We start from the raw sequence: 21,903 nt of genomic DNA, 5'->3' as shown, positions 1-21,903 counted from the left end.
TTGAGAGGGACAGATTATGACATTTTTGACCAACGAGGTGAAGGATCGCCTCATTAAAGATTTACCCACCTTCGCTAAGACTAGCGAACAATTTTTTAAGAAAGAAATTTCTGTCAACGATTATAAAGGACTATCCGGTCCTTTTGGGACGTATGCAGAACGTGGCGCTAATACGGCTATGTATCGTTTGCGTTTGCCAGGGGGGCGCATTACGCAACAGCAATTAGCCTTCTTAGCAGATATGTTTACTCGTTTTGAATTACCACATTTACATTTTACAACGGGCCAATCGATTCAAATCCATGGATTACAAGGGCCTCAAGTTATTGAAATGTTTAGAGAATGTCATGCGAATGGCATTTATTCCCGTGGTGGTGGCGGTGACCATCCTCGTAATATTGCAGCCAGCCCATTACGGGGCGTAGTGGCTGGTGAACCATTTGATATTACACCATATGTGCAGATTGCTAGTGAATACATCCTTACGTTAATTCCTGATTTTAAAATGCCTCGTAAGCTAAAAATAGCCTTTACTAATGGACTTGAAAATAGCACTCACGTTACGTTTAAAGATTTAGGTTTCTGGGCACAAGCTGATGGTACCTTTACTGTATATGCCGCTGGTGGTTTAGGTGGCAATCCTCGTAAAGGGATTTTATTGGCTGAAAAAGTAGATCCTGCAGATATTTTATATTACATCAAAGCGATAGTTCGTACTTTTATTGAAAATGCAGACTATAAAACACGGAGTAAGAACCGTACTCGTTATATGGTAGCGGATATGGGCGAAGATAAATTCCGCGAAGCTTTCAATAAGTTCTTAACTTTTGTTAAACGTACAGAAAACTTAAGTTTTGAATTGCCAGATACGACAATTACTAAAACAGGTAATGAACATTTAACTGCTGAAGAATTGGCTAATGCACAGGGCCTTATTGGCGAACAAGTACAGGATGGCTTGTATTATGTGTATTATCATCCAGTAGGTGGTCATGCGCAACCAGTAGTAGCTCGTGATGTGTTCCAGTATGTAGGGTCTATTGACGGAGCTGAAGCACGTATGACGGGTGAAGAAGGTACTTATTTCATTAATTTAACGGCTACGGAAGCTCGTAAAGTATATGAATTGATTAAAGATGATAGCTCTACCTCTGATTTCTCGGCGAGCGTATGCTGTGTAGGGGCGGCTAAATGTCAGGTTGGTTTCCAAAACTCTCAATCGGCTTATAAAGATATCTTAGCTCATTTAGCGGCAGAAGGTATTGATGATAGCTTATTGCCTAAGATTCACATTTCCGGTTGTCCATCCTCTTGTGGTACTCATCAAATTGGTACGCTTGGTCTTCATGGCTTTGTGAAACAGGTAGATGGCAAGCCACAGCCAGCGTTTAATCTCTTTAAAGGTGGTAGTGATGAATTAGGTTTTGTTACTTTTGGTGAACCTTTAGGGGCTATTACGACAGCTGATTTGCCTGCTTTCTTTGCAGATTTGGCAACCGTTCTTAACAAAGCGGGGCAACCATATGATACTTGGATTAAAGATCATAGCGATGAGTTTGAAGCACTAGCTAAAAAATATATTTAAAAATAAATCAAAAAATAAATCTAAATGTATACCTAAATATATTTAAAAAATATCTAAATATGTTTAAAGCCAGGTATATAGGAAAAGCCGTAGGCCCTAGCATTGCTAGGAAGCCTACGGCTTTTATAGTTGGTTATTTACGCTTGTTTTATTTCCACTAAAAACTCTTTAATTCGTTTTAATGCTTCTTTAATATTAGCTAAGGAGTTGGCGTAGGCTACGCGCACAAAACCTTCCCCACAATCGCCAAAGGCATTGCCTGGTACGATGGCTACATGTTTAGCGTAGAGTAGTTTTTCACAGAAGGTTTCAGAGTCCAAACCAGTAGACCGAATATCTGGGAACACATAGAAAGCACCTTCTGGCTCAAAACAGGTAAGACCTAGTTCATTGAATGTATTTACTAATAGGCGACGCCGAATATCGTATTGATCGCGCATGTATTCAATGTCTTTGTCACCATTTTTGAGCGCTTCAATAGCGGCATATTGGGCAATAGATGGGGCACTCATAATACCGTATTGATGAAGTTTGGTCATTTGGGCAATCACTTCTTTAGGCCCAACAGCAATTCCTAGACGCCAGCCAGTCATAGCAAAGGCTTTAGAAAAGCCATTAATAACGATAGACCGTTCTTTCATACCTGGAATCGAAGCGATGGTAACATGGGGCTCGGATCCATAGGTAAGCTCGCTATATAATTCGTCAGAAATAACAAATAAATTATGTTTTTGAATGACGGTGGCGATTTCTTCTAAGTGTTCATGACGCATTACCGCACCAGTTGGGTTATTAGGGAACGGTAATACTAAAATTTTAGTCCGTGGTGTAATATGGGCTTCGATGTCGGCCACTGTGAGTCGGAAATTATTTTCTGCTTTCGTTTCAACTTGGACAGCTACACCTTTAGCTACTTCCGTTAGTGGGGTGTAACATACGAAACTAGGTACGGGAATAAGGACTTCGTCGCCTGGATTGAGTAAACTGCGCAGAGCTAAATCAATAGCTTCTGAACCACCTACACTGACTAAAATATCCGTGTCAGGGGCATAGGTTACACCATATTTACGGTTAAACCAACGGCTAATTTCTTCGCGTAAATCAGCAAAGCCACGATTAGGGGAATACCAGGTTTTACCTTTTTCTAATGAATCGATACCAGCTTCGCGAATATGCCACGGAGTAGAGAAGTCAGGCTCACCAATACTGAGTGAGATTACATCATCAATTTCGCTAGCAATGTCAAAAAAACGGCGAATACCGGAGGGTTTTACATTAGCTAATTCTTGATTTAAAAATTGATCATAATTAATCATAGAACACATTGCTCCTTGTTTCTTTTTGTACCTCATCATGGTAGATTACGTTACGGTCTTTGTAACGGCTAAGAATGAAGTGTGTGCCAGTACCGCGCACCCCTTCTAGGGTTGATAAGCGACGGGCTACGAAAAGGGCAATGTCACGCATGCTTTTACCTTGGATAATGACGGTTAAGTCATAGCCGCCAGACATAAGGTAAACCCCTTCCACTTCTTCAAATTGCATAATTCGGTGAGCTAGTTTATCAAAGCCTTGTTCTGGTTCTGGCGTAACTTGTAATTGAATGAGTGCGGTTGCTTTATTAGCGTCAATGGCTTCCCAATCAATGACTGCTTGATAGCCTTTAATAATACCTTGTGCTTCTAAGGCGGCAATACGTTCAGATACCTCGGCTTCGGCTACACCTAGCATGGCGGCTAATTGGCCATGGGTTAAATTAGCATCCGCGGCCAAAAGGTCGAGTAGCTTTTTGTCAGTAGCAGTTACATTAGAATTACTCATAATCAATGTCTCCTTTCATCTATCGGAGGGGTGAAACCATCCGAGGTAGGTCGGTTAATCCGACAATTAATATACTGTCTATTTTACCACTCTTTAAAGCTGAATAAAATAGATTATTTAAAATAAAATGCAAAATAATTATACTTATTATACTCATTATGCATGAATAGTGAAGCATAGGGCGTATATAGCTTATAGAGTCGTATATAGCTTATATAGCGTATTATATATATGGTTTGTTTATATAAAGCAAAGGCCCTTATAACTAGCCGAGGTGGTTAGCTATAGGGGCCTTTGATAGTTTCTATAAGAGTTTCTATCAAACGTGAGGTAAATGGGTATTATTGTTTAGTTACAACTTTTAATTCTACAGGAATTTTGCTGTCTACTTGTTCACCTTTGATAACTTTAGCTGCTGTATCTACTGCAATTTTACCCATTAATTCAGGCTGTTGCGCTACAGTAGCTGCTAAAGTACCATCTTGTACAGCTTTTTGAGCATCTTCGGTGCCATCAAAGCCTACGATGAAAATTTGTTTGCCTGCCGATTTAGCAGCTTGAATAGCGCCAAGGGCCATTTCATCGTTATGAGCGAAGATAGCTTTTACATCAGGGTTAGCTTGAAGAATATTAGTGGATACGTTTAAGCCTTTTGTGCGGTCGAAATCAGCACTTTGTTTAGCTACTACGTCTAAGGATTTATCTGCTACATTGTGGAAACCTTGACCACGTTCACGAGTAGCGGAAGCACCAGGAATACCTTCGATTTCAGCAACTTTAGCACCATTGCCTAATTTATCGACGATAAGTTGGGCTGCCATTTCACCACCTTTTACATTATCGGAAGCGATATGAGCTACAACTTTACCTTTGTCAGTAGAGCGGTCAACGGTAATTACTGGAATATTTTTAGCATTTGCTGCTTCTACGGAAGTAGCAATGGCAGCGGAGTCCACTGGGTTAACGATTAAAATGGAAACGCCACTTTCTAATAAGTCAGCAACATCATTAGCTTGTTTAGCTGGGTCATTTTGAGCGTCCACGATTTTAACTTTAAGACCTAATTCTTTGGCTTGTTTTTCAACACCATCTTTTAAAGAGACGAAGAATGGGTTGTTTAAGGTAGAAACGGAGAAGCCGATAGTACCTTGTTTTTTGTCGCCATCGCCACCGTTAGAAGAGTTGGAGCCACAGCCAGCGATTAAGCCAATCACTAGTACCATAGCAGCGATGATTGTTAATAATTTTTTCATTCTAACCTCCTACGCTTTTTTGCGGTCCCCAAGGACAGCAAGTAAAATTACAATACCTTTTACAATTTGTTGATAGAAACTGGAAACGTCGAGAATATTTAAACCATTATTTAAGGTACCGATAATGAGGGCACCGATTAAAGTACCTACGATATGACCACGGCCACCAGCAAGACTTGTGCCGCCTAATACAACGGCCGCGATAGCATCAAGTTCATAGCCCATACCTGCAGTAGGTTGCGCCGAGTTAAGACGAGAGGTAATAATGGCCCCCGCAATAGCACTGAGCATACCTGTTAAGGCATAAGCAAAGATTTTAACACGGTTGATTTTAATCCCTGCAATATAACTTACTTTTTCACTGCCACCGATGGCATAGGTCTGACGACCTAAAGATGTTTTTTGTAACACAAACCATAGGATGAGGAAGGAAAGAAACATCGTAATAGCTGGGATTGGTAAACCTGCAATATCGCCTTGCCCAAAGGCATGGAATGTAGGATCCGTAGTAAGACCACTGATTGGATTACCATCGGTAAATACGAGGGTGGCCCCGCGATAGATGGTCATAGTGGCTAAGGTCGCGATAAATGGGGCTACTTTGCCATAGGCAATAACGATACCATTGATACCACCTAAGATGATACCTACGCCTGCAGCGGCTACAATCGCTACTTCTGGATTCATGCCACCAACAATAAAGTTAGCCATAATCGCACTGGATAATGCTAGAATAGATCCGACAGATAAGTCGATGCCGGCGGTTAAAATAACAAAGGTCATACCAAAAGCAATGATGGCATTGATAGATACTTGTCGTAATAAGTTGCGTAAGTTAGAAAAATCTAAGAAACTGTCGTTAAGACTTGCAATAATAATAAATAAGGCAATTAGACCAATGAGAGGGCCTAATTTTTTGATAGTGTCTGTTACATTTCGATTCATTATTTATTGTCCTCCTGTAGCTAGGTTCATGATGGCTTCTGGGGTGGCTTTAGAACGGTCTAAAATACCGGCTACGGCTCCTTCGTGAATGACCATGACCCGATCGCTCATTCCTAATACTTCTGGTAGCTCAGAGGAAACCATGATGATGGAAACCCCTTGGCTAGTTAATTCATTCATTAAGTCGTAAATATCTCGTTTGGCTCCAATATCAATGCCTCTTGTTGGTTCATCCATGATGATAATTGAAGGGGATAAGCCAATCCATTTGGCGATTACAACTTTTTGCTGATTCCCACCAGAGAGGGAGGACGCCGGCAAATGAACCGATTGTGTTTTTACACCTAACTTTTTAGATAAGCTGTCAGCAAAGTCAAAGAGTTTATTTTTATTTAAAACGTGGGTAGGGCAGACTTGTTTTAGATTTGGTAAGGTAATATTAGAGCCAATAGAAAAGTCTAATATTAAGCCTTCCCCTTTGCGGTCTTCTGTAATGAAAGCAATGCCCGCTTTAATAGCATCTTCTGGTTTTTTGAAATGAAGCGGTTTACCCTGTAAGGTAATTTCGCCCCCTTCATGGGAGTCTATGCCAAAGATAGCTCTCATAATTTCCGTACGACCAGCCCCCATAAGGCCGGCTACGCCGAGAATTTCACCTTTCCGTAAATCAAAAGAAATCGTATTTTTAAATTCTTTTGGTTTTAAGCCCTTTACTGTTAGAATTACGTCACCAGGCGTTGTGGTGCGATCAGGATAAAACTCATCAATGGAGCGACCTACCATATCACGAACTACTTCGTCAACGGTTGTTTCCTTAACGGGTTTAGTACTGATAGTGTGACCATCACGCATAACGGTAATGACATCACATTCACTAAATACTTCTTCCATGCGATGGGAAATATAGACAATGGCAACGCCGTGCTCTTTTAATTGACGCATCATACGGAACAGGGTGGCCGTTTCACGTTCCGTTAAAGCAGCGGATGGTTCGTCCATGATAACGACTTTGGCATTGAGCATTAGGACTCGTAGAATTTCAGCCATTTGCTGTTGGCCTACAGAGCAAAGTCCAGCTTCTTTAGTTAAAGGAAGGTCAATTTTCATTTCTTCGCATTTAGCCTTAGCTTCTTGTAGCATCGCTTGTCTATTGAGCATACCTAAACTATTAGTCTTTGGTTGCATTAAATAGAGATTTTCTAACAAGCTTAAATTAGGCCAAATGTTGAGTTCTTGATGGATAAAGGCAATGCCATGCTTTTCAGCCTCACGGGGACTACTATAGGTAGTGGTCACACCATCGATTGTGATGGTGCCAGCATCAGCTTTATGAAGGCCCGTAAGAATGTTCATAAGGGTGGATTTACCAGCCCCATTTTCGCCCATAAGGGCATGAACTTCGCCGGCTTTTAAAGTAATATTTACATCCTTAAGCACTTGATTAGTGCCGAAGGCTTTGGCAATGCCGGTCATTTTAATTTCCATTATATTCTCCTGCATAATTGTATTTGTCTGTGTGTATAGTAACCAGACGAGGTATGTCTAGTAGGTAGGATTACCTATTTTTCTTCGTTGAAGATACAATCGGCATGTAAAATTACATTGGCATAAGGGGTCGTTTCACCGGTGCGAATGATACATTTACACTGCTTGGTTGCTTCTTTGAAGGTGTCGTGACTCGTTAGAATCCATTGATAGCGTTCTTCGGGATATAATTCTTGAAGAACAGCATAGTTTTTAGGATTTTCCGTTTTAATTGGTTCGGCCACATGAATAGCTTCGCTTTGCATATGAGCTTTAAGTAGGCGTACGACGTCTTCAAAGCTAGGGGTGCCAAATTGAAGGGCTAAGTCAATTTTTAAAACGCCTGCTGGTACAGGAAGACCGCAATCGCCAATACAAATAGTATCGGTGTGACCGAGATCAGCTAATACTTTAGCTATATGACTATTTAAAATACCACCTTTTTGCATATTAGCTCCTTTCAGCGATAAAGGCTGCTACTTCTTCCGCCGTAGGCATGCCTTCTTGAGCACCTAATTTTAAAATGGAAAGGGCGGCCGCTGCATTACCATAATGAACGGCTTCTTCTATGGATTTATTATTGACAATAGCTGTAGCAAAAGCTCCATTAAAGGTATCGCCAGCGCCTGTTGTGTCTACTGGTGTTACTTTAAAGCTACGCATGCGACGGAGTTCTCCATCTTGAGCATAGGCTACGCCTTCACTACCTAGGGTTACAATGATTTTGCCTTCGTTAGCTAAAATTACATCGTCTGTATTATTAGCTGGATAGAGTGAAGCTAGCTCATGTTCGTTGGGGGTGATATAGGTGGCATCAGTGAGCCATTGTGCTTCTAAATCAGCGGCCGGTGCTGGATTTAAGAGCACTTTAATCCCGTTTTTGGCGCATTTTTCGGTAATATAGCCGATTGTAGGTAAAGGAATTTCATTTTGCACCATCACTAAATCAGCTTTTTTGATAGCGTCCCATGCTTGGTCAACGACCTCTTTTGAAACGCTAGCGTTCGCGCCAGATAGTACAATAATACTATTATCGCCTTCTGCTAAGGTAATATGAGCTGTACCGCTATTTTCATTATCTAAGGTTATTAGATAGTCTGTATTAATCTTATAATGTTGTAAATTGTCCTTAATCATTTGACCGTATGCATCGTTGCCAATGCAGCCAACCATAGTGACTTGAGCACCTAGTTTGGCAGCGGCCACCGCTTGGTTGGCGCCTTTGCCACCAGGTGAAATATTTAAGCCAGTACCTAAAATCGTTTCACCAGCAGCGGGACGCTTTGGAGCCAATACGGTAATATCTATGTTACAACTGCCGATAACCACAATGTTATTCATGGAAACCTCCCTAACGTTTAATGTGCATTTCTTTAGTATACACCAGATTTCTTTAATTTAATAGATACTTTAATTATTAATTTAGTATATACTAATTATTGGTGCTTGCCTACTGTCAAAATACAATTACTAACAATATGTATGAAATCAGGTAAAAGTAGGAATTTTATTTTAAAATATGTTGAAATTTTGGTAAAATATAATATATCTATTAGAAAAAACGTATTTTAAAGGAGGATTTGAATGGCAACGTTACCTAATTGTCCAAAATGTGGTGAAGCATATACATATGAGGATGGTCATATGTATGTATGCCCTATGTGTGCTCATGAATGGACGGCTGCTGAAGCGGAAAGTGAGGCAACTGGTCTAGTTGTGCGGGATGCGAATGGCAATATTCTGCAAGATGGCGATTCCGTGACTATTATTAAAGATTTAAAAGTAAAAGGTGCTTCTGTATTAAAACAGGGGACGCGGGTTAAAAATATTCGCCTCGTTGATGGGGAGCATAATATTGATTGTAAGATTGATGGTTTTGGCGCTATGGCGTTAAAATCAGAATTCGTAAAAAAATTATAATTTAAATAAAAAGCCCTCCATGATGACTCTATTCGTTCGAATTCGGTCACCGTGGAGGGTTTCTTATTGGTAAGATTCTATATTATAAGATTCTATATTTATTTTATAATAACCAGCTTATAGCTTATATTGAGCGTATATATTATAAACTAAAGGTTTGAATTTCAGTGGCTTCGATGGAAGCTACAATATCATCAGCCAATTTTTCAAAAAGTGGCAATTGTTGTGGATGTAAAGCGCCACGAATATCCAGTGGGGTGCCTACAATTTCCATATCCTTAAATTCATTGGTGAAGTATTCGACCATTCGTTTCATAGCAGCAGAAGCCCAAGAGTGGTTACCTACGATGGATACCTTATGGTTATGGAAGTTAAGAGCTTTCAATTCATAGAGCAAGTTTTCCATAGTAAGGTACAACGCTAAGTTGTAAGTTGGCGCCATGCATACGAGATGACTATATTTCCAAGCATCAGCAATGATGTAGGATGGATTGGTTTTGGATACGTCATAGATTTTAATATCTGTAATGCCACGGAGGGATAATAATTTAGCCAACTGCTGTGCCATTTCAGCGGTGTTGCCATACATGGAACCAAAGGCAATAACGACACCTTTCTTTTCTGCTGAATAGGTGCTCCAGTGCATATATTTTTCAATCATATATTTAATGCTTTCAGGGGTACGCCAGATTGGCCCGTGAAGAGGGGCAATCATTTTAATCCCTAAAGGCAACGCTTTCTTAATGGCATTTTGAACTTGTACACCATATTTACCAACGATATTGGTGTAGTAACGACGAGCTTCATCTTCATAAACACGTTCAAAATCAAGCTGGTCAGCGAAGATATTACCATTGATTGTACCAAAAGTACCAAACGCATCAGCGGAGAATAAAATGCCGTTAGTTGATTCAAAGGTGCAAGTCACTTCTGGCCAGTGAACCATTGGCATTGTATAAGAGTGTAGGGTATATTTACCTAATTCAATGGTATCCCCTTCTTTGACTTCATAGTAGTTATCTGGGCAAGGGCGACCATAAAATTGTTCAAATAAGCGGAAAGTGGTGCGGTTACCTACAAGTTTAACATTTGGGTAACGATCGACTAATTCGATTAAGGTAGAGCAATGGTCTGGTTCCATATGATTTACAACTACGAAATCTAATTCACGGCCATTGAGCAAGTGCTCCACATTGTCAAAGAATTCTTGACGAATACTATCATCGACAGAGTCTACGATACAAGTTTTTTCGTCATCAATAAAATAGGAATTGTAGCTAACACCCATAGGAATAGGGAATAGATTTTCAAAACGTTCTGTATCCCAATCATTGCTACCTATCCAATAAATATTATCTGTTAATTTTTGTGCGCAATGCATGTCCTTACATCCTTTCAACTTAAGAATAACAAGAGCTGGTTATGTCTCTAAACTTATTCACCAACTATTATGATACTAGTAATCATATAGATACGCAACCTATAGATATGAAAAAAACGACATTTGTCATGCCGTTTTTTTCTTTAAGTATGCATTTTTTGAAATAATACGCCTAGTTAGTGGTAGTATTTAAGGATACAATGACTGAAATGGACCTGCAACTAGGTAGATTTAGTCTTTAAAATAAGCTACCCCAGAGGCAAAGACTGGCATGCCCTGTTTGCCAGGAATGTTTTTAGCAATGCCATAACTGGTACGTTCAATATGTCCCATTTTACCAAAGACGCGACCATCAGGACTAAATAGGCCTTCGATAGCTGCTACGGATTGGTTTGGATTGAAGCGGGCATCATAGGAGGCAATTCCTTCTAAATCAACATATTGGGTGGCAATTTGGCCGCTGCGATTGAATTCAACCACTTGAGCTGGGGAGGCGATGAAACGACCTTCACCATGGGAAATTGGCACTGTATAAATTTCACCAGCCTTAGTGAGGCTCATCCATGGGGATTTGGTAGAAATAACTTTCGTCCGTACCATGCCAGATAAGTGGCGACCAATTGTGTTGTACGTTAAAGTAGGGCTATCAGCCGTCATAGGGGCAACGTCACCATATGGTAACAGGCCTAGTTTAATGAGGGCTTGGAAGCCATTACAAATACCTAGTGCTAAACCGTCACGGTTATGCAATAAATTATGTAATGATTCGCTAAGGTATGGATTACGGAAGAGGGTGGCCATGAATTTGCCAGAGCCATCTGGTTCATCACCAGCACTGAAACCACCAGGGAAGAAGAGAATTTGTGCTTCGTCTAGCTTTTGTTTCATTACTTGGATGGATTCTTCTAGTTCGGCTACTGTACGATTGCGAATAATAACGATGTCTGCTTTAGCACCGGCTTTTTCAAAAGCACGGGCTGAATCATATTCGCAGTTCGTGCCAGGGAAAACTGGAATGATAACCTTTGGTGTAGCAATGCTTGGGCTTTGGCGAGGTTTAGCCTGTTGGTCATGAATGTAAGCCACGGCTTCACCCTGACCGGATTTAGCGGTTAATGGGAAGATAGGCGCTAAGGTGCTTTCATAGGCTTTTTCTAATTCGCTTAACGCAAGGTCTTCGCCATCAATGGAAATCTCTGGCTCTTCAATGATGGTACCTAGTAAGGTTACATGCTCATGTTTGGCCCATTCGCTAGCCGTAGCCGCATCGGTTTCAATAATCCAGGAACCACTATAGGAAGCGAATAACATCGGTTCAACATCATCAATTAAGTCTACGCCTAAGCGGTTGCCCAGCGCCATTTTAGTGATGGCGGCGGCGATACCACCAGCTTCGACTACGTAAGCGGCTGCTACATGACCTGCTTGCGCTTGTTGTGTAATGCGATCTGCTTGGGCTTTGAAAATAGCCCAGTCTGGTGTAGCATCTGCTTTACGAGGTGTATTTACATGTAAGAGTACATGCCTTACTTCTTTTAGATGTGGGGTAATAATATCGTCTACATTAGCCGTTGTGACAGCGAAAGATACGAGGGTAGGTGGCACCGTTAGGTCCATAAAGGTGCCGGACATAGAGTCCTTACCACCAATGGCACCAATGCCTAATTGTTTCTGCGCTTCATAGGCCCCTAAGAGTGCCGCTACTGGTTTGCCCCAAGCTTTTGTATCTTGATTGAGTCGTTCAAAATATTCTTGTAAAGTTAAATAAACGGAGCTTCGTTTACCGCCTAAGGCTACGATTTTAGCAACAGAAAGTAAAATGGCTTGTTGCGCACCGTGGAAAGGGCTCCATTCAGAAATATAAGGATCAAAGCCATGCGTCATAAGACTGGCCGTAGTAGTTTCTCCATGTAATACTGGTAATTTGGCGGCCATCCCTTGTACGGGCGTTTTTTGATAGAGCCCACTAAATGGCATAAGTACGGTGCCAGCTCCAATAGTACTGTCAAAGCGTTCACCTAAACCTTGTTGAGAGGTTACGGCTAAATCTTTCATAGTGGCTAGCCAATGTTCTTTAATATCATCAACGATAGGGTCTTCATAGTAAGTTCCTATAGGTGCTACCACATGAGCGGCTTGGCTTTGTTTAGCTCCATTAGTATTTAAGAAATCTCTTGAAATATCGACAATATTAACGCCTTGCCAAGTCATGGTTAAGCGATTGGAATCCGTAACATCAGCTACGACAGTAGCTTCTAGATTTTCTTCATCACAGTATTGCCGGAAGGCATCCCAATCCTGAGCGGCAATAACGCAAGCCATTCGTTCTTGCGATTCTGAAATGGCGAGCTCCGTGCCGTCAAGGCCTTCATATTTTTTAGGAACTGTATCTAAGTTGATAAGTAAGCCATCCGTTAATTCCCCAATAGCTACGGATACGCCACCGGCACCAAAGTCGTTACAACGTTTGATGAGGGTAGTTACTTCAGGGTGACGGAATAAGCGTTGAATTTTACGTTCGGTTAAAGGATTCCCTTTTTGTACTTCGGCACCACAAGTCGCTAGGGAGGATAAGTCGTGTTCTTTGGAGGAACCAGTAGCGCCACCACAACCATCACGACCTGTTTTACCACCTAAGAGTACTACGATGTCGCCAGGTACTGGTGGTTCGCGACGTACGTTGGTGCGAGGCGCAGCGCCTACTACAGCCCCGATTTCCATACGCTTAGCTACATAGCCAGGATGGTAATATTCACGTACTTCACCAGTGGCTAGGCCGATTTGGTTGCCATAGGAACTGTAGCCACGAGCGGCCCCTGTAGTGATTTGAGATTGTGGCAATTTACCTTCTAAGGTTTCACTAAGTGGTGTTAACGGATTACCTGAACCAGTAACACGCATAGCTTGATATACATAGGCACGGCCACTCAATGGGTCACGAATACAACCACCTAAGCAGGTAGCGGCGCCACCATACGGCTCGATTTCGGTAGGATGATTGTGAGTTTCATTTTTGAAGAGTAAGAGCCATTCTTCAGTTTGGCCATTGACTTCGACAGGTACCACGATGGTACAAGCATTGATTTCATCAGACTCATCAATTTCTTGTAAGCCCCCTTGTTCCCGTAACTCTTTAACTGCTAAGGTGGCCATATCCATTAATGTACGGGCCTTTTCACGACTTGCATAGAGGTGACGACGACCATCCATATATTCGGCAAGCGCTGCCTGAATAGGCACTGTTTCAGGAGAATTATCGATGGTAATATCGGTTAACTCTGTCATAAACGTTGTATGACGGCAATGGTCAGACCAATAGGTATCTAATACGCGAATTTCCGTAATAGTTGGATTGCGTTTTTCTGTATGGGCAAAATAGTCTTGAATTAATTCGATGTCAGCAGCACTCATAGCGAGCCCTAATTCTTGGCGCCAGTTTTGTAATTCTTCAGGGCTAGCGGTGATGAAGTTTTCTAAGCTAGCAACTGGTTGCGCTGGTTGCACATTGAGTTGTAATGTAGTAGGTAATTCAAGTGATGCTTCTCTTGAGTCTACAGGATTGATATAATAATGTTTTATACGGGCAATGTCTTTAGCACTTAAATCACCTTCCAAGGCAAATACACGGGCTGTGCGCACCGTAGCGCCTGATTTAAGAGTTAACATAGCTAAGCATTGTTCCGCCGAATCAGCTCGTTGATCATATTGGCCAGGTACGTATTCTGTGGCAATAATATGAGTCTGTTCCGTTTGAGGGAGGGTGTCAAATAGTTCATCCACCGGTGGTTCGGAGAAGATGAGTTGCTTAGCTTGGGCTAAGTCGTCTGCAGATACGCCTTCAATGTCATAGCGTTCGTAAATCGTTACGGAGTCAACGGGAATACCTAGTTCCGTACGAATAGTGTGACACATAGATGTAGCTTCGTGCGCAAAGCTTTCACGTTTACGGACGAAAATGCGATGAATTGACATAGTAAGCCTCCTCTTAATGGTCGTCAATGAATGCACTAACTATTGTGCAGATGCTGAAATATAGATATAATATACCTATATTGACAATTCTAGTATATACGGTTTAGACTTATTAGTAAAGAAAAATTTAATTAGAGGAGGTTAATAATTTCTTTTTAGAGATTAGTTTTGCTAATCAATAAATAAGCTATATGCCTTGCTAGGTATTGGCAATATTTATGGGGTATTGAGTGGTAGTTGTTGTAAAGGAGATAAAAGATATAATATGAGCATTTCCACAGATTTGTATCGTACTTTTTTAGGGGTAGGCTTGCACTTATCCTTTTCTAAAGCAGCCAAGGAGATAGGGGTATCTCAGTCTGCTATTAGTCAAAGTATTAAGCAGCTAGAAAAGGAATTGGATATCGTTTTATTTGAACGAACTACCAAGTCTGTTTCATTTACACCTGAAGGAAAAGAACTTTTCGATACAGTGGCGAAAGCGTTCTCTATTTTAGATAATGGGGTAACACAATTACAAGATCGTCTTACACATGAACAAGAAAGTGTAAAACTAGCAGCCACCGACACTTTGTGTCGTCACTTCTTATTGCCTTATTTTAAAAAGTGGCAAGAACAAGAACAGGAAACAGGGCTACAGATTACGAACCGTCCGTCACCACTTTGCGTGCAGATGGTAGAAAACCGAGAAGCCCAAATGGCTATCGTTAATACCTATGAAGGCTTAGAAGCCAATCCACAATTAGAAGTCATCGAATTGCAGACTATGCAGGACATCTTTGTGGGTGGTCCATTTTATAAAGGGATGGGGAGCATTGATTTAAATCGTTTAATGCAAGAACCTTTATTGCTTTTAACGCAAGGGGCGGCTAGCCGTGAATTCTTTGATAATTTAACGGGCAAAGCGTGCAAAAAACCATCTTTTGAATTAGGAAGCCTTGATGTACTCATGGACTTAGTTGAGATTAATATGGGTATTTCCTTAGTACCAGATATTTTAGTGAAACAGAAATTAAAAGAAGGTCGTGTGGTAGAAATTAAAACGGATATTGTAGTACCACCGCGTAAAATCGCCTTAGTACGCTCGCGCTTATTGCCAGTGTCGCAAGGGGCTGCAAAATTTATTGACCTTCTTCTAAAGAAGTGATATTGTAGTATAATCAAGTGTAGTATTAGTACTCATAATGAGTACGTAAGTAATAAAAATAACGCAACAAGGAGACTCTCGTATGGAATTGTTAAAAAAACGCATTATGGAGGAAGGCATTGTTTTAAACAATCGCGTCTTAAAGGTGGACAGCTTTTTGAATCATCAAATTGATCCTAAATTGTTTGTTGCTATTGGTAAGGAAATTGCGGCGCGTTTTAAAGATAAGGGCATTCAACGTATTGTGACCATTGAGGCTTCTGGCATCGCGGTAGCTTTACAAGTAGCCATTGAAATGGATGTACCCCTTGTGTTTGCACGCAAGAAAAAATCCATTCTTATGACTGATGATGTATATCATTCGGTAGTATATTCCTATACTAAGGAAGAAAACTATGATGTAACTATTTCTAAGAAATTCTTACCAAAAGGCGAGAAAGTTCTCATTATTGACGACTTCTTAGCAAGTGGGGAAGCTGCTATGGGGCTTGTAAAATTAGTAGAAAGTGCTGGCGATACAGTAGAAGGGATTGCCATTGTCATTGAAAAATCCTTCCAACCTGGTCGTGAACGTTTAGAACGAGCTGGCTATGATGTGCAGTCATTAGTGCGTATTGCTAAGTTTGAAGATGACCATTGCGTTTTTATTGACGACTAAGTCGTTTCTGTATTAATAGATTATATAAAAGGGAGATGTAACAATGAACACAAAAGCAGAACAATTCGATCAATTTTTAAAAGACCGCGATGTTACCAACTGGTTCACTAAGGAAGAACATCAAGATGATGTGCATTCTGTAGTATATCGTGGTTACTTCGATGTGGCTGCTCAGCAGTTGCCATTGTTTATAGTGTTAGATGACACTGTTTTTAACTTAATTCGTTTAGTAGTGACTACCGGGGCTGTGCCTGCTGAAAAACAAGCTGACGTAGTGGCATATCTTAATGAATTAAATGGTAAATTTAAAATCTTTAAATATTACTTAGGCGAAGATGATAATGTAGTATATATGGATATTAGCTTACCAGCTGCTAAAGAAACGTTTGACCCTAATTTATTGGTAGGCCTTTTACTCGAAGTATTAGAACCACATATTAAAGAATACTATCCAAGCATTCTTGGTAAAGTATTAGATGGTGAAGAAGTGACTACTAAAGAAAAAGGTAAAAAAGATAAGAAGGACAAAGTTAACTAAGCCTTAGTTTCTTATTCATGAGTGCTAGGCCCTTCGCCTAGTAAGAGTCCACAAGTAGAAGAGGTGCAGTATGGCAAAGCCTAAGAATGAAAAAAGCGCTATTTTTGAGAAGTTCTTAGTTGAGGAAGACATAACTTGCTTTGATAAACGTGAGATTCAAGATGATGAAGATACCGTTGTATATCGCTCGTATATGCAGACAGATATTGGCGATATGCCTATTTTCGTGCTGCTTGATGCTACGATTTACAGCGTTGTACGCGTAGTGGTAGGTGGCAATGTAGTAACGGCTCATAACTACCAAGCGATTGTGGACTTTATCAATCGTGAAAACAGTATTTATAAAAACTTCAAATATTATGTAGAGCATGACGATAATAGCTTATATTTGGACTGTGTATATATGTGTTCAAACTCTTCCTTTGAGCCACAATTATTGTATGTGTTGATGAATCAAATCGTACAATATATGCCAAAGGCGGTACCAGCCCTTAAAGAAGCTATGGGGATTTCGCAATTGCCAGATCCCTTTCTTGCGCATGCCCATGAACATGGTGAATAATGTTACAAGACTCCCTAATTAATTTTGGGGAGTCTTTTTATTAATGTTCGGAATGCATCGAACATTAATAAAAATAAATAAATTAATATTCGAATATTATATTGACTAATAAGTTTGGGTTTGTTAGAATTTAGATAGAAATTGTTATCGTTACGGCAAGGTAGTTTTGTCAGTTAATTTAGGAGGGACTCACATGAAAGTTGGCATCGTAATGGGTAGTGACTCTGATTTAGGAGTTATGAAGAAAGCCGCAGACGTATTGAAGGAATTTGGCATTGACTATGAAATGGTTATTGCGTCGGCCCATCGTACGCCAGAAGAAGTGAAAAAATTTGTAACTCGTTTAGAAGCTGAAGGAGCCATTGCATTTATTGCAGGTGCTGGTGCGGCCGCTCATTTACCTGGGGTTATTGCTAGTTTCACCGTATTACCTGTTATTGGTGTACCGCTAAATGCTACGGCGCTAAAAGGGATTGACGCCTTGTTGGCGATTGTACAAATGCCATCAGGTATGCCTGTAGCGACTATGGCCGTTGACGGGGCTAAAAATGCAGCTTTATTTGCTGTACAGATTGGCGCCGCTCAAGATGCTGCTTTGAAAGCTCAATATAAAACATATCGGGAAGATATGGCTAAAGCTGTTATTGCTAAAAATGAAAAATTACAAGCCGAATTGAATAAATAATAAAAAGATATAAAAGAAGCGCTCATTCCGTTAGTTAATTAATAGGAGATAGGATATCTCCTTGTATAAAGGTATTAGAATATGTCAATAGGAGGCAATACCATGAAAATGTTATACGAAGGCAAAGCAAAACAAGTATTTGAAACAGAAAACGCTAATGAATATTTAGTTCACTATAAAGATGATGCCACTGCTTTTAATGGCGAGAAAAAAGGGACGATTCATGATAAAGGGGTTTTAAATAATAAAATTTCCTCTTTCTTCTTTGAATTATTGACTAAAGAAGGTGTACCTAATCATTTCATCAAACGTCTTAATGATCGTGACCAATTAGTTAAAAAATTAGAAATTTTACCATTGGAAGTTATCGTTCGTAACATTATTGCTGGTTCCTTGTCCAAACGTCTTGGTATTGAAGAAGGTACACCTTGCAAACGTCCTATCCTTGAATTTTGCTATAAAAATGATGATTTAGGTGACCCATTCATCAATGAAGATCAGATTTTAGCGTTAGGTTGGGCTACGGAAGAACAAGTAGCACTTGTTCGTAAATATGCTATGCAAGTTAATGAAATCCTTAAAAAATTCTTAGCGGAAAAGAAAGTAACCTTGGTTGACTTTAAATTGGAATTTGGTCTTCACAAAGGTGAAGTTTTGTTAGGTGATGAAATTTCCCCTGATACATGCCGTTTCTGGGATAGTGAAACTAACGAAAAACTTGACAAAGACCGTTTCCGTCGTGACCTTGGCAATGTAGAAGATGCCTATAAAGAAATGTTATTCCGCCTTACTGGCGAACGTGCGTAATAGGAGATAATCATGCATTACGACTCTATATTTGACAAGTGGCATGAAGAGTGTGGCGTATTTGGTATTTATGATTGTCAGTTAAACGTAGGTAATTTTACTTACTGGGGATTATTTGCTCTGCAACATCGCGGTCAAGAAAGTGCCGGTATTGCTATTAGTGATGGTACCAATATTGAAGTAACTAAAGGCATGGGTCTTATTACAGAGGCGATTAAACAATTGCCAGATGTGCCAGGTGGTTTTATTACCTCTGGTCATGTACGCTACTCCACAACGGGTTCTAATAATCCTAAAAATATTCAACCTTTGGTGATTCATTACCAAGGGGGCGATATGGCGGTAGCTCATAATGGTAATTTGACAAATGCTTTAGAATTACGGCGTGAATTAGAAGACAGTGGTTCTATTTTCCAGACTACCATGGATTCTGAAGTGATTGTAAACTTAATTGCCCGTTCTAAAGCAGCTAATACCGAAGAACGCATCATAGAAGCCGTGCGACGCATTGAAGGGGCCTTTTCGTTGGTTATTAGCACTAATGATAAATTGATTGGCGTCCGTGATGCCAATGGATTCCGTCCGCTTTGTTTAGGGAAGACGGAACATGGCTATGTGTTATCTTCAGAAACTTGTGCTCTTGATGCCATTAAGGCTGAATTTGTGCGCCATATTGATCCAGGTGAAATGGTTATCATTGATGATAGTGGTGTCAGAAGCCGTTTATTCGTAGAATCTAAAGCTGATATTAATAAAGCCCTTTGTGTATTTGAATACATTTACTTTGCTCGTTCCGATAGTGAAATTGACGGTCAAAGTGTATATCAAGCTCGTTTAAATATGGGCCGTGAATTAGCACGGGAAACGAAATATGAAGCGGATTTAGTTATGTCCATTCCAGACTCTGGTACAACGGCAGCGCTAGGCTATGCTCGCGAATCGGGGATTCCTTTCGGAGAAGGGCTAATTAAAAACCGCTACATGGGTCGTACCTTTATTAAGCCAGATCAAGCACAGCGTGAATTAGCGGTGCGTATGAAACTTAATGCGGTAGCCGATGTAGTGAAAGGGAAACGAATTGTTTTAATTGATGATTCCATCGTTCGCGGTACTACAAGTGGCATCATTGTGCGCATGCTTAAAGAAGCAGGAGCTAAAGAAGTTTATATGTGCGTTAGCTCTCCAGCCATTGAATATCCTTGCCATTACGGGATTGATACCTCGGTGCGTAAAGAATTAATTGCTGCAACCCATACGATTGAGCAAATTAGAGAATATATCCAAGCGGATAAACTTCACTATTTAAGCCGTGAAGGCTTATGCCGCGCTGTGAGCGGCGTACCAGAAGCAGAGCTTTGCTTTGCTTGTTTTGATGGCGATTATGCCGTAACAGTTCCGGAAGACCAAGACGAGGGAGGAAAATATGTGCTCGAATAAAGGTGGCGTAACATATCGTGATGCTGGTGTTGACATCGATGCCGGTAATAAAGCCGTTGATTTAATGAAAGCGGCGGTAAGACGCACGTATACATCTGGTGTAGTTGGCGATATTGGTGGCTTTGGTGGTTTATTCTCCTTAGCTGGTTTTGATATGAAAGAACCTATGCTAGTATCTGGCACCGACGGCGTAGGGACTAAATTGCGTTTGGCTATTATGATGGACAAACATGATACTATCGGTCAAGACTGCGTAGCAATGAGTGTGAATGATATTTTAGTACAAGGGGCAACACCTTTGTTTTTCCTTGATTATATTGCGGTTGGCAAATTAGTGCCAGAACAAGTGGCAACGATTGTTCGTGGTGTAGCGGAAGCTTGTGAAGAGTCTGGGTGTGCTTTGCTCGGTGGTGAAACAGCTGAAATGGCTGGCTTCTACGGCGATGGTGACTATGATGTGGCTGGTTTTGCGGTAGGGATTGTTGATCGTCCACGCTTATTAACTGGTGAAAATATTAAAGCGGGCGATATTTTACTAGGCTTACCATCGACAGGTGTTCACTCCAATGGCTTCTCCTTAGTGCGTAAAATTGTATTTGACGTGCAGAACATGAAACTTACTGATGAAGTACCTGAGTTTGGCAAAACGTTAGGGGAAGAATTATTAACGCCTACCCGTTTATATCCTAAGGCTGTATTGCCATTGACCCGTAAAGGTTTATTAAAAGGCATGGTTCATGTGACTGGTGGTGGTTTCTATGATAATATTCCACGTATTTTGCCAGAAGGAACGTCGGCCCGTGTCAATGCTGATGCATGGCCTAAATTACCTATTTTTGAAAAATTACAAGAATGGGGTAATGTAGCAACCAAAGAAATGTACCGTACCTTCAATATGGGGATTGGTATGATTTTAGTGGTTGCACCAGAAGATTTAGCGGCCGTGAAAGCCCAGTTGGCTAAAGTAAATGAAACGGTTTATGAAATTGGTCGTATTGAAGCGGCTAGTGACGAACGAGTAATCATGGAAGGGCGTGACTTCGTTGGCTAAGCGAATTGCTATTTTTGCTAGTGGACGTGGTTCTAACGCAGCCGCTTTGTATGAAGCGATTCAAGCCGGTGAAATTAAGGCTCACGTGGTGGTTGTGCTAAGCGACCATCACGATGCGCCTGTATTAGGGCGTGCTAAAGAGTGGGGTGTACCGTCTGTTGTAGTGGAACGGAAGGCGTATGCTAGCAAAGAAGCGTTTGAAGAAGCTATGTTAGCGGCTATTGCACCTTATGAGCCAGAAGCGATAGTTTTAGCTGGTTATATGCGCTTATTAGGGCCAACCTTTATTAAGCCCTATGAATATAAGATTTTGAACATTCATCCCGCTTTATTGCCATCTTTCCCAGGCCTACACGCGCAAGGGCAAGCCGTAGCAGCGGGGGTTAAAGTTAGCGGTTGTACCGTTCACTTTGTGGATACCGGTATGGATTCGGGGCCGATTATTATGCAAGCTGTCGTGCCAGTCTATGCGGATGATACAGAAGATACATTGGCAGCTCGTATTCTGCCAGAAGAACATAAAACATATAAAAAAGCATTGGCCCTCTTTTGTGAGGACAAATTAACGATTAAGAATCATATTGTGCACATTGAGGACTAGCCTTAGGGCGGTCCTT

Annotated in this window: 20 protein-coding genes; 11 read left to right on the top strand and 9 right to left on the bottom strand. The window is 40.8% G+C overall.

Going from position 1 to position 21,903, the window contains the following annotated elements; all coding sequences use genetic code 11:
* The first annotated feature begins 16 nt into the window (after positions 1-16).
* A complete protein-coding gene (locus VER_RS01155; RefSeq protein WP_162099059.1) occupies positions 17-1,585 on the top strand; it encodes a nitrite/sulfite reductase in 1,569 nt (522 codons plus the stop codon).
* A 137-nt stretch (positions 1,586-1,722) separates the two neighbouring features.
* Here the strand turns inward: VER_RS01155 and VER_RS01150 are convergent, their stop codons facing one another.
* The 7 genes from VER_RS01150 to rbsK all read right to left on the bottom strand — a co-directional run bounded on the left by VER_RS01150 (position 1,723) and on the right by rbsK (position 8,469).
* Positions 1,723-2,901 (bottom strand): aminotransferase class I/II-fold pyridoxal phosphate-dependent enzyme, encoded by a 1,179-nt coding sequence (locus VER_RS01150; protein WP_162099058.1) that lies wholly within the window; start codon positions 2,899-2,901, stop codon positions 1,723-1,725.
* Positions 2,894-3,406 carry an Lrp/AsnC family transcriptional regulator gene (locus tag VER_RS01145; protein ID WP_162099057.1) on the bottom strand — a complete coding sequence of 171 codons (513 nt, stop codon included), beginning with the start codon at positions 3,404-3,406 and terminating at the stop codon, positions 2,894-2,896. Before VER_RS01145 ends, VER_RS01150 begins: the two co-directional genes overlap by 8 nt.
* A gap of 341 nt (positions 3,407-3,747) precedes the next feature.
* Entirely contained in the window at positions 3,748-4,659 is a 912-nt protein-coding gene (gene rbsB / locus VER_RS01140) for a ribose ABC transporter substrate-binding protein RbsB (protein WP_162099056.1), read from the bottom strand.
* 9 nt (positions 4,660-4,668) lie between these two features.
* Positions 4,669-5,604, bottom strand: a complete 936-nt coding sequence (gene rbsC, locus VER_RS01135) for a ribose ABC transporter permease (protein ID WP_162099055.1) — start codon at positions 5,602-5,604, stop codon at positions 4,669-4,671.
* A gap of 3 nt (positions 5,605-5,607) precedes the next feature.
* Positions 5,608-7,089, bottom strand: a complete 1,482-nt coding sequence (locus tag VER_RS01130; RefSeq protein WP_162099054.1) for a sugar ABC transporter ATP-binding protein — start codon at positions 7,087-7,089, stop codon at positions 5,608-5,610.
* A 74-nt stretch (positions 7,090-7,163) separates the two neighbouring features.
* Positions 7,164-7,577: a D-ribose pyranase gene (rbsD, locus tag VER_RS01125; RefSeq protein WP_162099053.1), complete on the bottom strand. Its 414-nt coding sequence runs from the start codon at positions 7,575-7,577 to the stop codon at positions 7,164-7,166.
* Between the two features lies 1 nt (position 7,578).
* Positions 7,579-8,469, bottom strand: coding sequence for a ribokinase (gene rbsK / locus VER_RS01120; protein ID WP_162099052.1), 891 nt, complete (start codon positions 8,467-8,469; stop codon positions 7,579-7,581).
* A 243-nt stretch (positions 8,470-8,712) separates the two neighbouring features.
* Here rbsK and VER_RS01115 point away from each other — a divergent pair, with 243 nt between their 5' ends.
* On the top strand, positions 8,713-9,048 hold the full coding sequence (locus tag VER_RS01115) for a zinc ribbon domain-containing protein YjdM (protein ID WP_162099051.1): 336 nt from the start codon (positions 8,713-8,715) through the stop codon (positions 9,046-9,048).
* A gap of 142 nt (positions 9,049-9,190) precedes the next feature.
* Here VER_RS01115 and VER_RS01110 read toward each other — a convergent pair whose 3' ends face one another.
* Entirely contained in the window at positions 9,191-10,429 is a 1,239-nt protein-coding gene (locus tag VER_RS01110; RefSeq protein ID WP_162099050.1) for an FprA family A-type flavoprotein, read from the bottom strand.
* A gap of 231 nt (positions 10,430-10,660) precedes the next feature.
* Positions 10,661-14,401 carry a phosphoribosylformylglycinamidine synthase gene (locus tag VER_RS01105; protein ID WP_162099049.1) on the bottom strand — a complete coding sequence of 1,247 codons (3,741 nt, stop codon included), beginning with the start codon at positions 14,399-14,401 and terminating at the stop codon, positions 10,661-10,663.
* 265 nt (positions 14,402-14,666) lie between these two features.
* On the opposite strand from VER_RS01105, the gene VER_RS01100 reads away from it, so the two are divergent.
* The 9 genes from VER_RS01100 to purN all read left to right on the top strand — a co-directional run bounded on the left by VER_RS01100 (position 14,667) and on the right by purN (position 21,887).
* Positions 14,667-15,548 carry a LysR family transcriptional regulator gene (locus tag VER_RS01100; protein ID WP_162099048.1) on the top strand — a complete coding sequence of 294 codons (882 nt, stop codon included), beginning with the start codon at positions 14,667-14,669 and terminating at the stop codon, positions 15,546-15,548.
* A gap of 82 nt (positions 15,549-15,630) precedes the next feature.
* Positions 15,631-16,206 (top strand): xanthine phosphoribosyltransferase, encoded by a 576-nt coding sequence (locus tag VER_RS01095; protein WP_162099047.1) that lies wholly within the window; start codon positions 15,631-15,633, stop codon positions 16,204-16,206.
* A gap of 43 nt (positions 16,207-16,249) precedes the next feature.
* A complete protein-coding gene (locus VER_RS01090; protein WP_162099046.1) occupies positions 16,250-16,744 on the top strand; it encodes a YbjN domain-containing protein in 495 nt (164 codons plus the stop codon).
* Between the two features lie 70 nt (positions 16,745-16,814).
* Positions 16,815-17,306, top strand: coding sequence for a hypothetical protein (locus tag VER_RS01085; protein WP_162099045.1), 492 nt, complete (start codon positions 16,815-16,817; stop codon positions 17,304-17,306).
* Positions 17,307-17,499: 193 nt separating this feature from the next.
* Positions 17,500-17,991, top strand: coding sequence for a 5-(carboxyamino)imidazole ribonucleotide mutase (purE, locus tag VER_RS01080; protein ID WP_162099044.1), 492 nt, complete (start codon positions 17,500-17,502; stop codon positions 17,989-17,991).
* A gap of 102 nt (positions 17,992-18,093) precedes the next feature.
* Positions 18,094-18,798, top strand: a complete 705-nt coding sequence (gene purC, locus VER_RS01075; protein WP_162099043.1) for a phosphoribosylaminoimidazolesuccinocarboxamide synthase — start codon at positions 18,094-18,096, stop codon at positions 18,796-18,798.
* Between the two features lie 12 nt (positions 18,799-18,810).
* Positions 18,811-20,235 (top strand): amidophosphoribosyltransferase, encoded by a 1,425-nt coding sequence (gene purF / locus VER_RS01070; protein WP_162099042.1) that lies wholly within the window; start codon positions 18,811-18,813, stop codon positions 20,233-20,235.
* On the top strand, positions 20,222-21,286 hold the full coding sequence (gene purM, locus VER_RS01065) for a phosphoribosylformylglycinamidine cyclo-ligase (protein ID WP_162099041.1): 1,065 nt from the start codon (positions 20,222-20,224) through the stop codon (positions 21,284-21,286). The genes purF and purM overlap by 14 nt, the downstream gene beginning before the upstream one ends.
* Entirely contained in the window at positions 21,270-21,887 is a 618-nt protein-coding gene (gene purN / locus VER_RS01060) for a phosphoribosylglycinamide formyltransferase (protein ID WP_162099040.1), read from the top strand. The genes purM and purN overlap by 17 nt, the downstream gene beginning before the upstream one ends.
* Positions 21,888-21,903: the final 16 nt, after the last annotated feature.

This window comes from Veillonella sp. R32 (assembly GCF_010093125.1).
Taxonomy (GTDB): domain Bacteria; phylum Bacillota; class Negativicutes; order Veillonellales; family Veillonellaceae; genus Veillonella_A.
The sequence above is the reverse complement of the archived record's forward strand: the minus strand, read 5'-3'. Positions and strand labels throughout refer to the sequence as shown.

Excerpts from the sequence above, each read along its gene's own strand:
- VER_RS01090 (WP_162099046.1), top strand. The coding sequence starts at position 16,250 with ATGAACACAAAAGCAGAACAATTCGATCAATTTTTAAAAGACCGCGAT.
- rbsB (WP_162099056.1), bottom strand. The coding sequence starts at position 4,659 with ATGAAAAAATTATTAACAATCATCGCTGCTATGGTACTAGTGATTGGC.
- VER_RS01145 (WP_162099057.1), bottom strand. The coding sequence starts at position 3,406 with ATGAGTAATTCTAATGTAACTGCTACTGACAAAAAGCTACTCGACCTT.
- VER_RS01105 (WP_162099049.1), bottom strand. The coding sequence starts at position 14,401 with ATGTCAATTCATCGCATTTTCGTCCGTAAACGTGAAAGCTTTGCGCAC.
- VER_RS01155 (WP_162099059.1), top strand. The coding sequence starts at position 17 with ATGACATTTTTGACCAACGAGGTGAAGGATCGCCTCATTAAAGATTTA.
- VER_RS01100 (WP_162099048.1), top strand. The coding sequence starts at position 14,667 with ATGAGCATTTCCACAGATTTGTATCGTACTTTTTTAGGGGTAGGCTTG.
- purF (WP_162099042.1), top strand. The coding sequence starts at position 18,811 with ATGCATTACGACTCTATATTTGACAAGTGGCATGAAGAGTGTGGCGTA.
- purC (WP_162099043.1), top strand. The coding sequence starts at position 18,094 with ATGAAAATGTTATACGAAGGCAAAGCAAAACAAGTATTTGAAACAGAA.
- VER_RS01110 (WP_162099050.1), bottom strand. The coding sequence starts at position 10,429 with ATGCATTGCGCACAAAAATTAACAGATAATATTTATTGGATAGGTAGC.
- rbsC (WP_162099055.1), bottom strand. The coding sequence starts at position 5,604 with ATGAATCGAAATGTAACAGACACTATCAAAAAATTAGGCCCTCTCATT.
- VER_RS01150 (WP_162099058.1), bottom strand. The coding sequence starts at position 2,901 with ATGATTAATTATGATCAATTTTTAAATCAAGAATTAGCTAATGTAAAA.
- rbsK (WP_162099052.1), bottom strand. The coding sequence starts at position 8,469 with ATGAATAACATTGTGGTTATCGGCAGTTGTAACATAGATATTACCGTA.
- purM (WP_162099041.1), top strand. The coding sequence starts at position 20,222 with ATGTGCTCGAATAAAGGTGGCGTAACATATCGTGATGCTGGTGTTGAC.
- VER_RS01115 (WP_162099051.1), top strand. The coding sequence starts at position 8,713 with ATGGCAACGTTACCTAATTGTCCAAAATGTGGTGAAGCATATACATAT.
- rbsD (WP_162099053.1), bottom strand. The coding sequence starts at position 7,577 with ATGCAAAAAGGTGGTATTTTAAATAGTCATATAGCTAAAGTATTAGCT.
- VER_RS01085 (WP_162099045.1), top strand. The coding sequence starts at position 16,815 with ATGGCAAAGCCTAAGAATGAAAAAAGCGCTATTTTTGAGAAGTTCTTA.
- purE (WP_162099044.1), top strand. The coding sequence starts at position 17,500 with ATGAAAGTTGGCATCGTAATGGGTAGTGACTCTGATTTAGGAGTTATG.
- VER_RS01095 (WP_162099047.1), top strand. The coding sequence starts at position 15,631 with ATGGAATTGTTAAAAAAACGCATTATGGAGGAAGGCATTGTTTTAAAC.
- VER_RS01130 (WP_162099054.1), bottom strand. The coding sequence starts at position 7,089 with ATGGAAATTAAAATGACCGGCATTGCCAAAGCCTTCGGCACTAATCAA.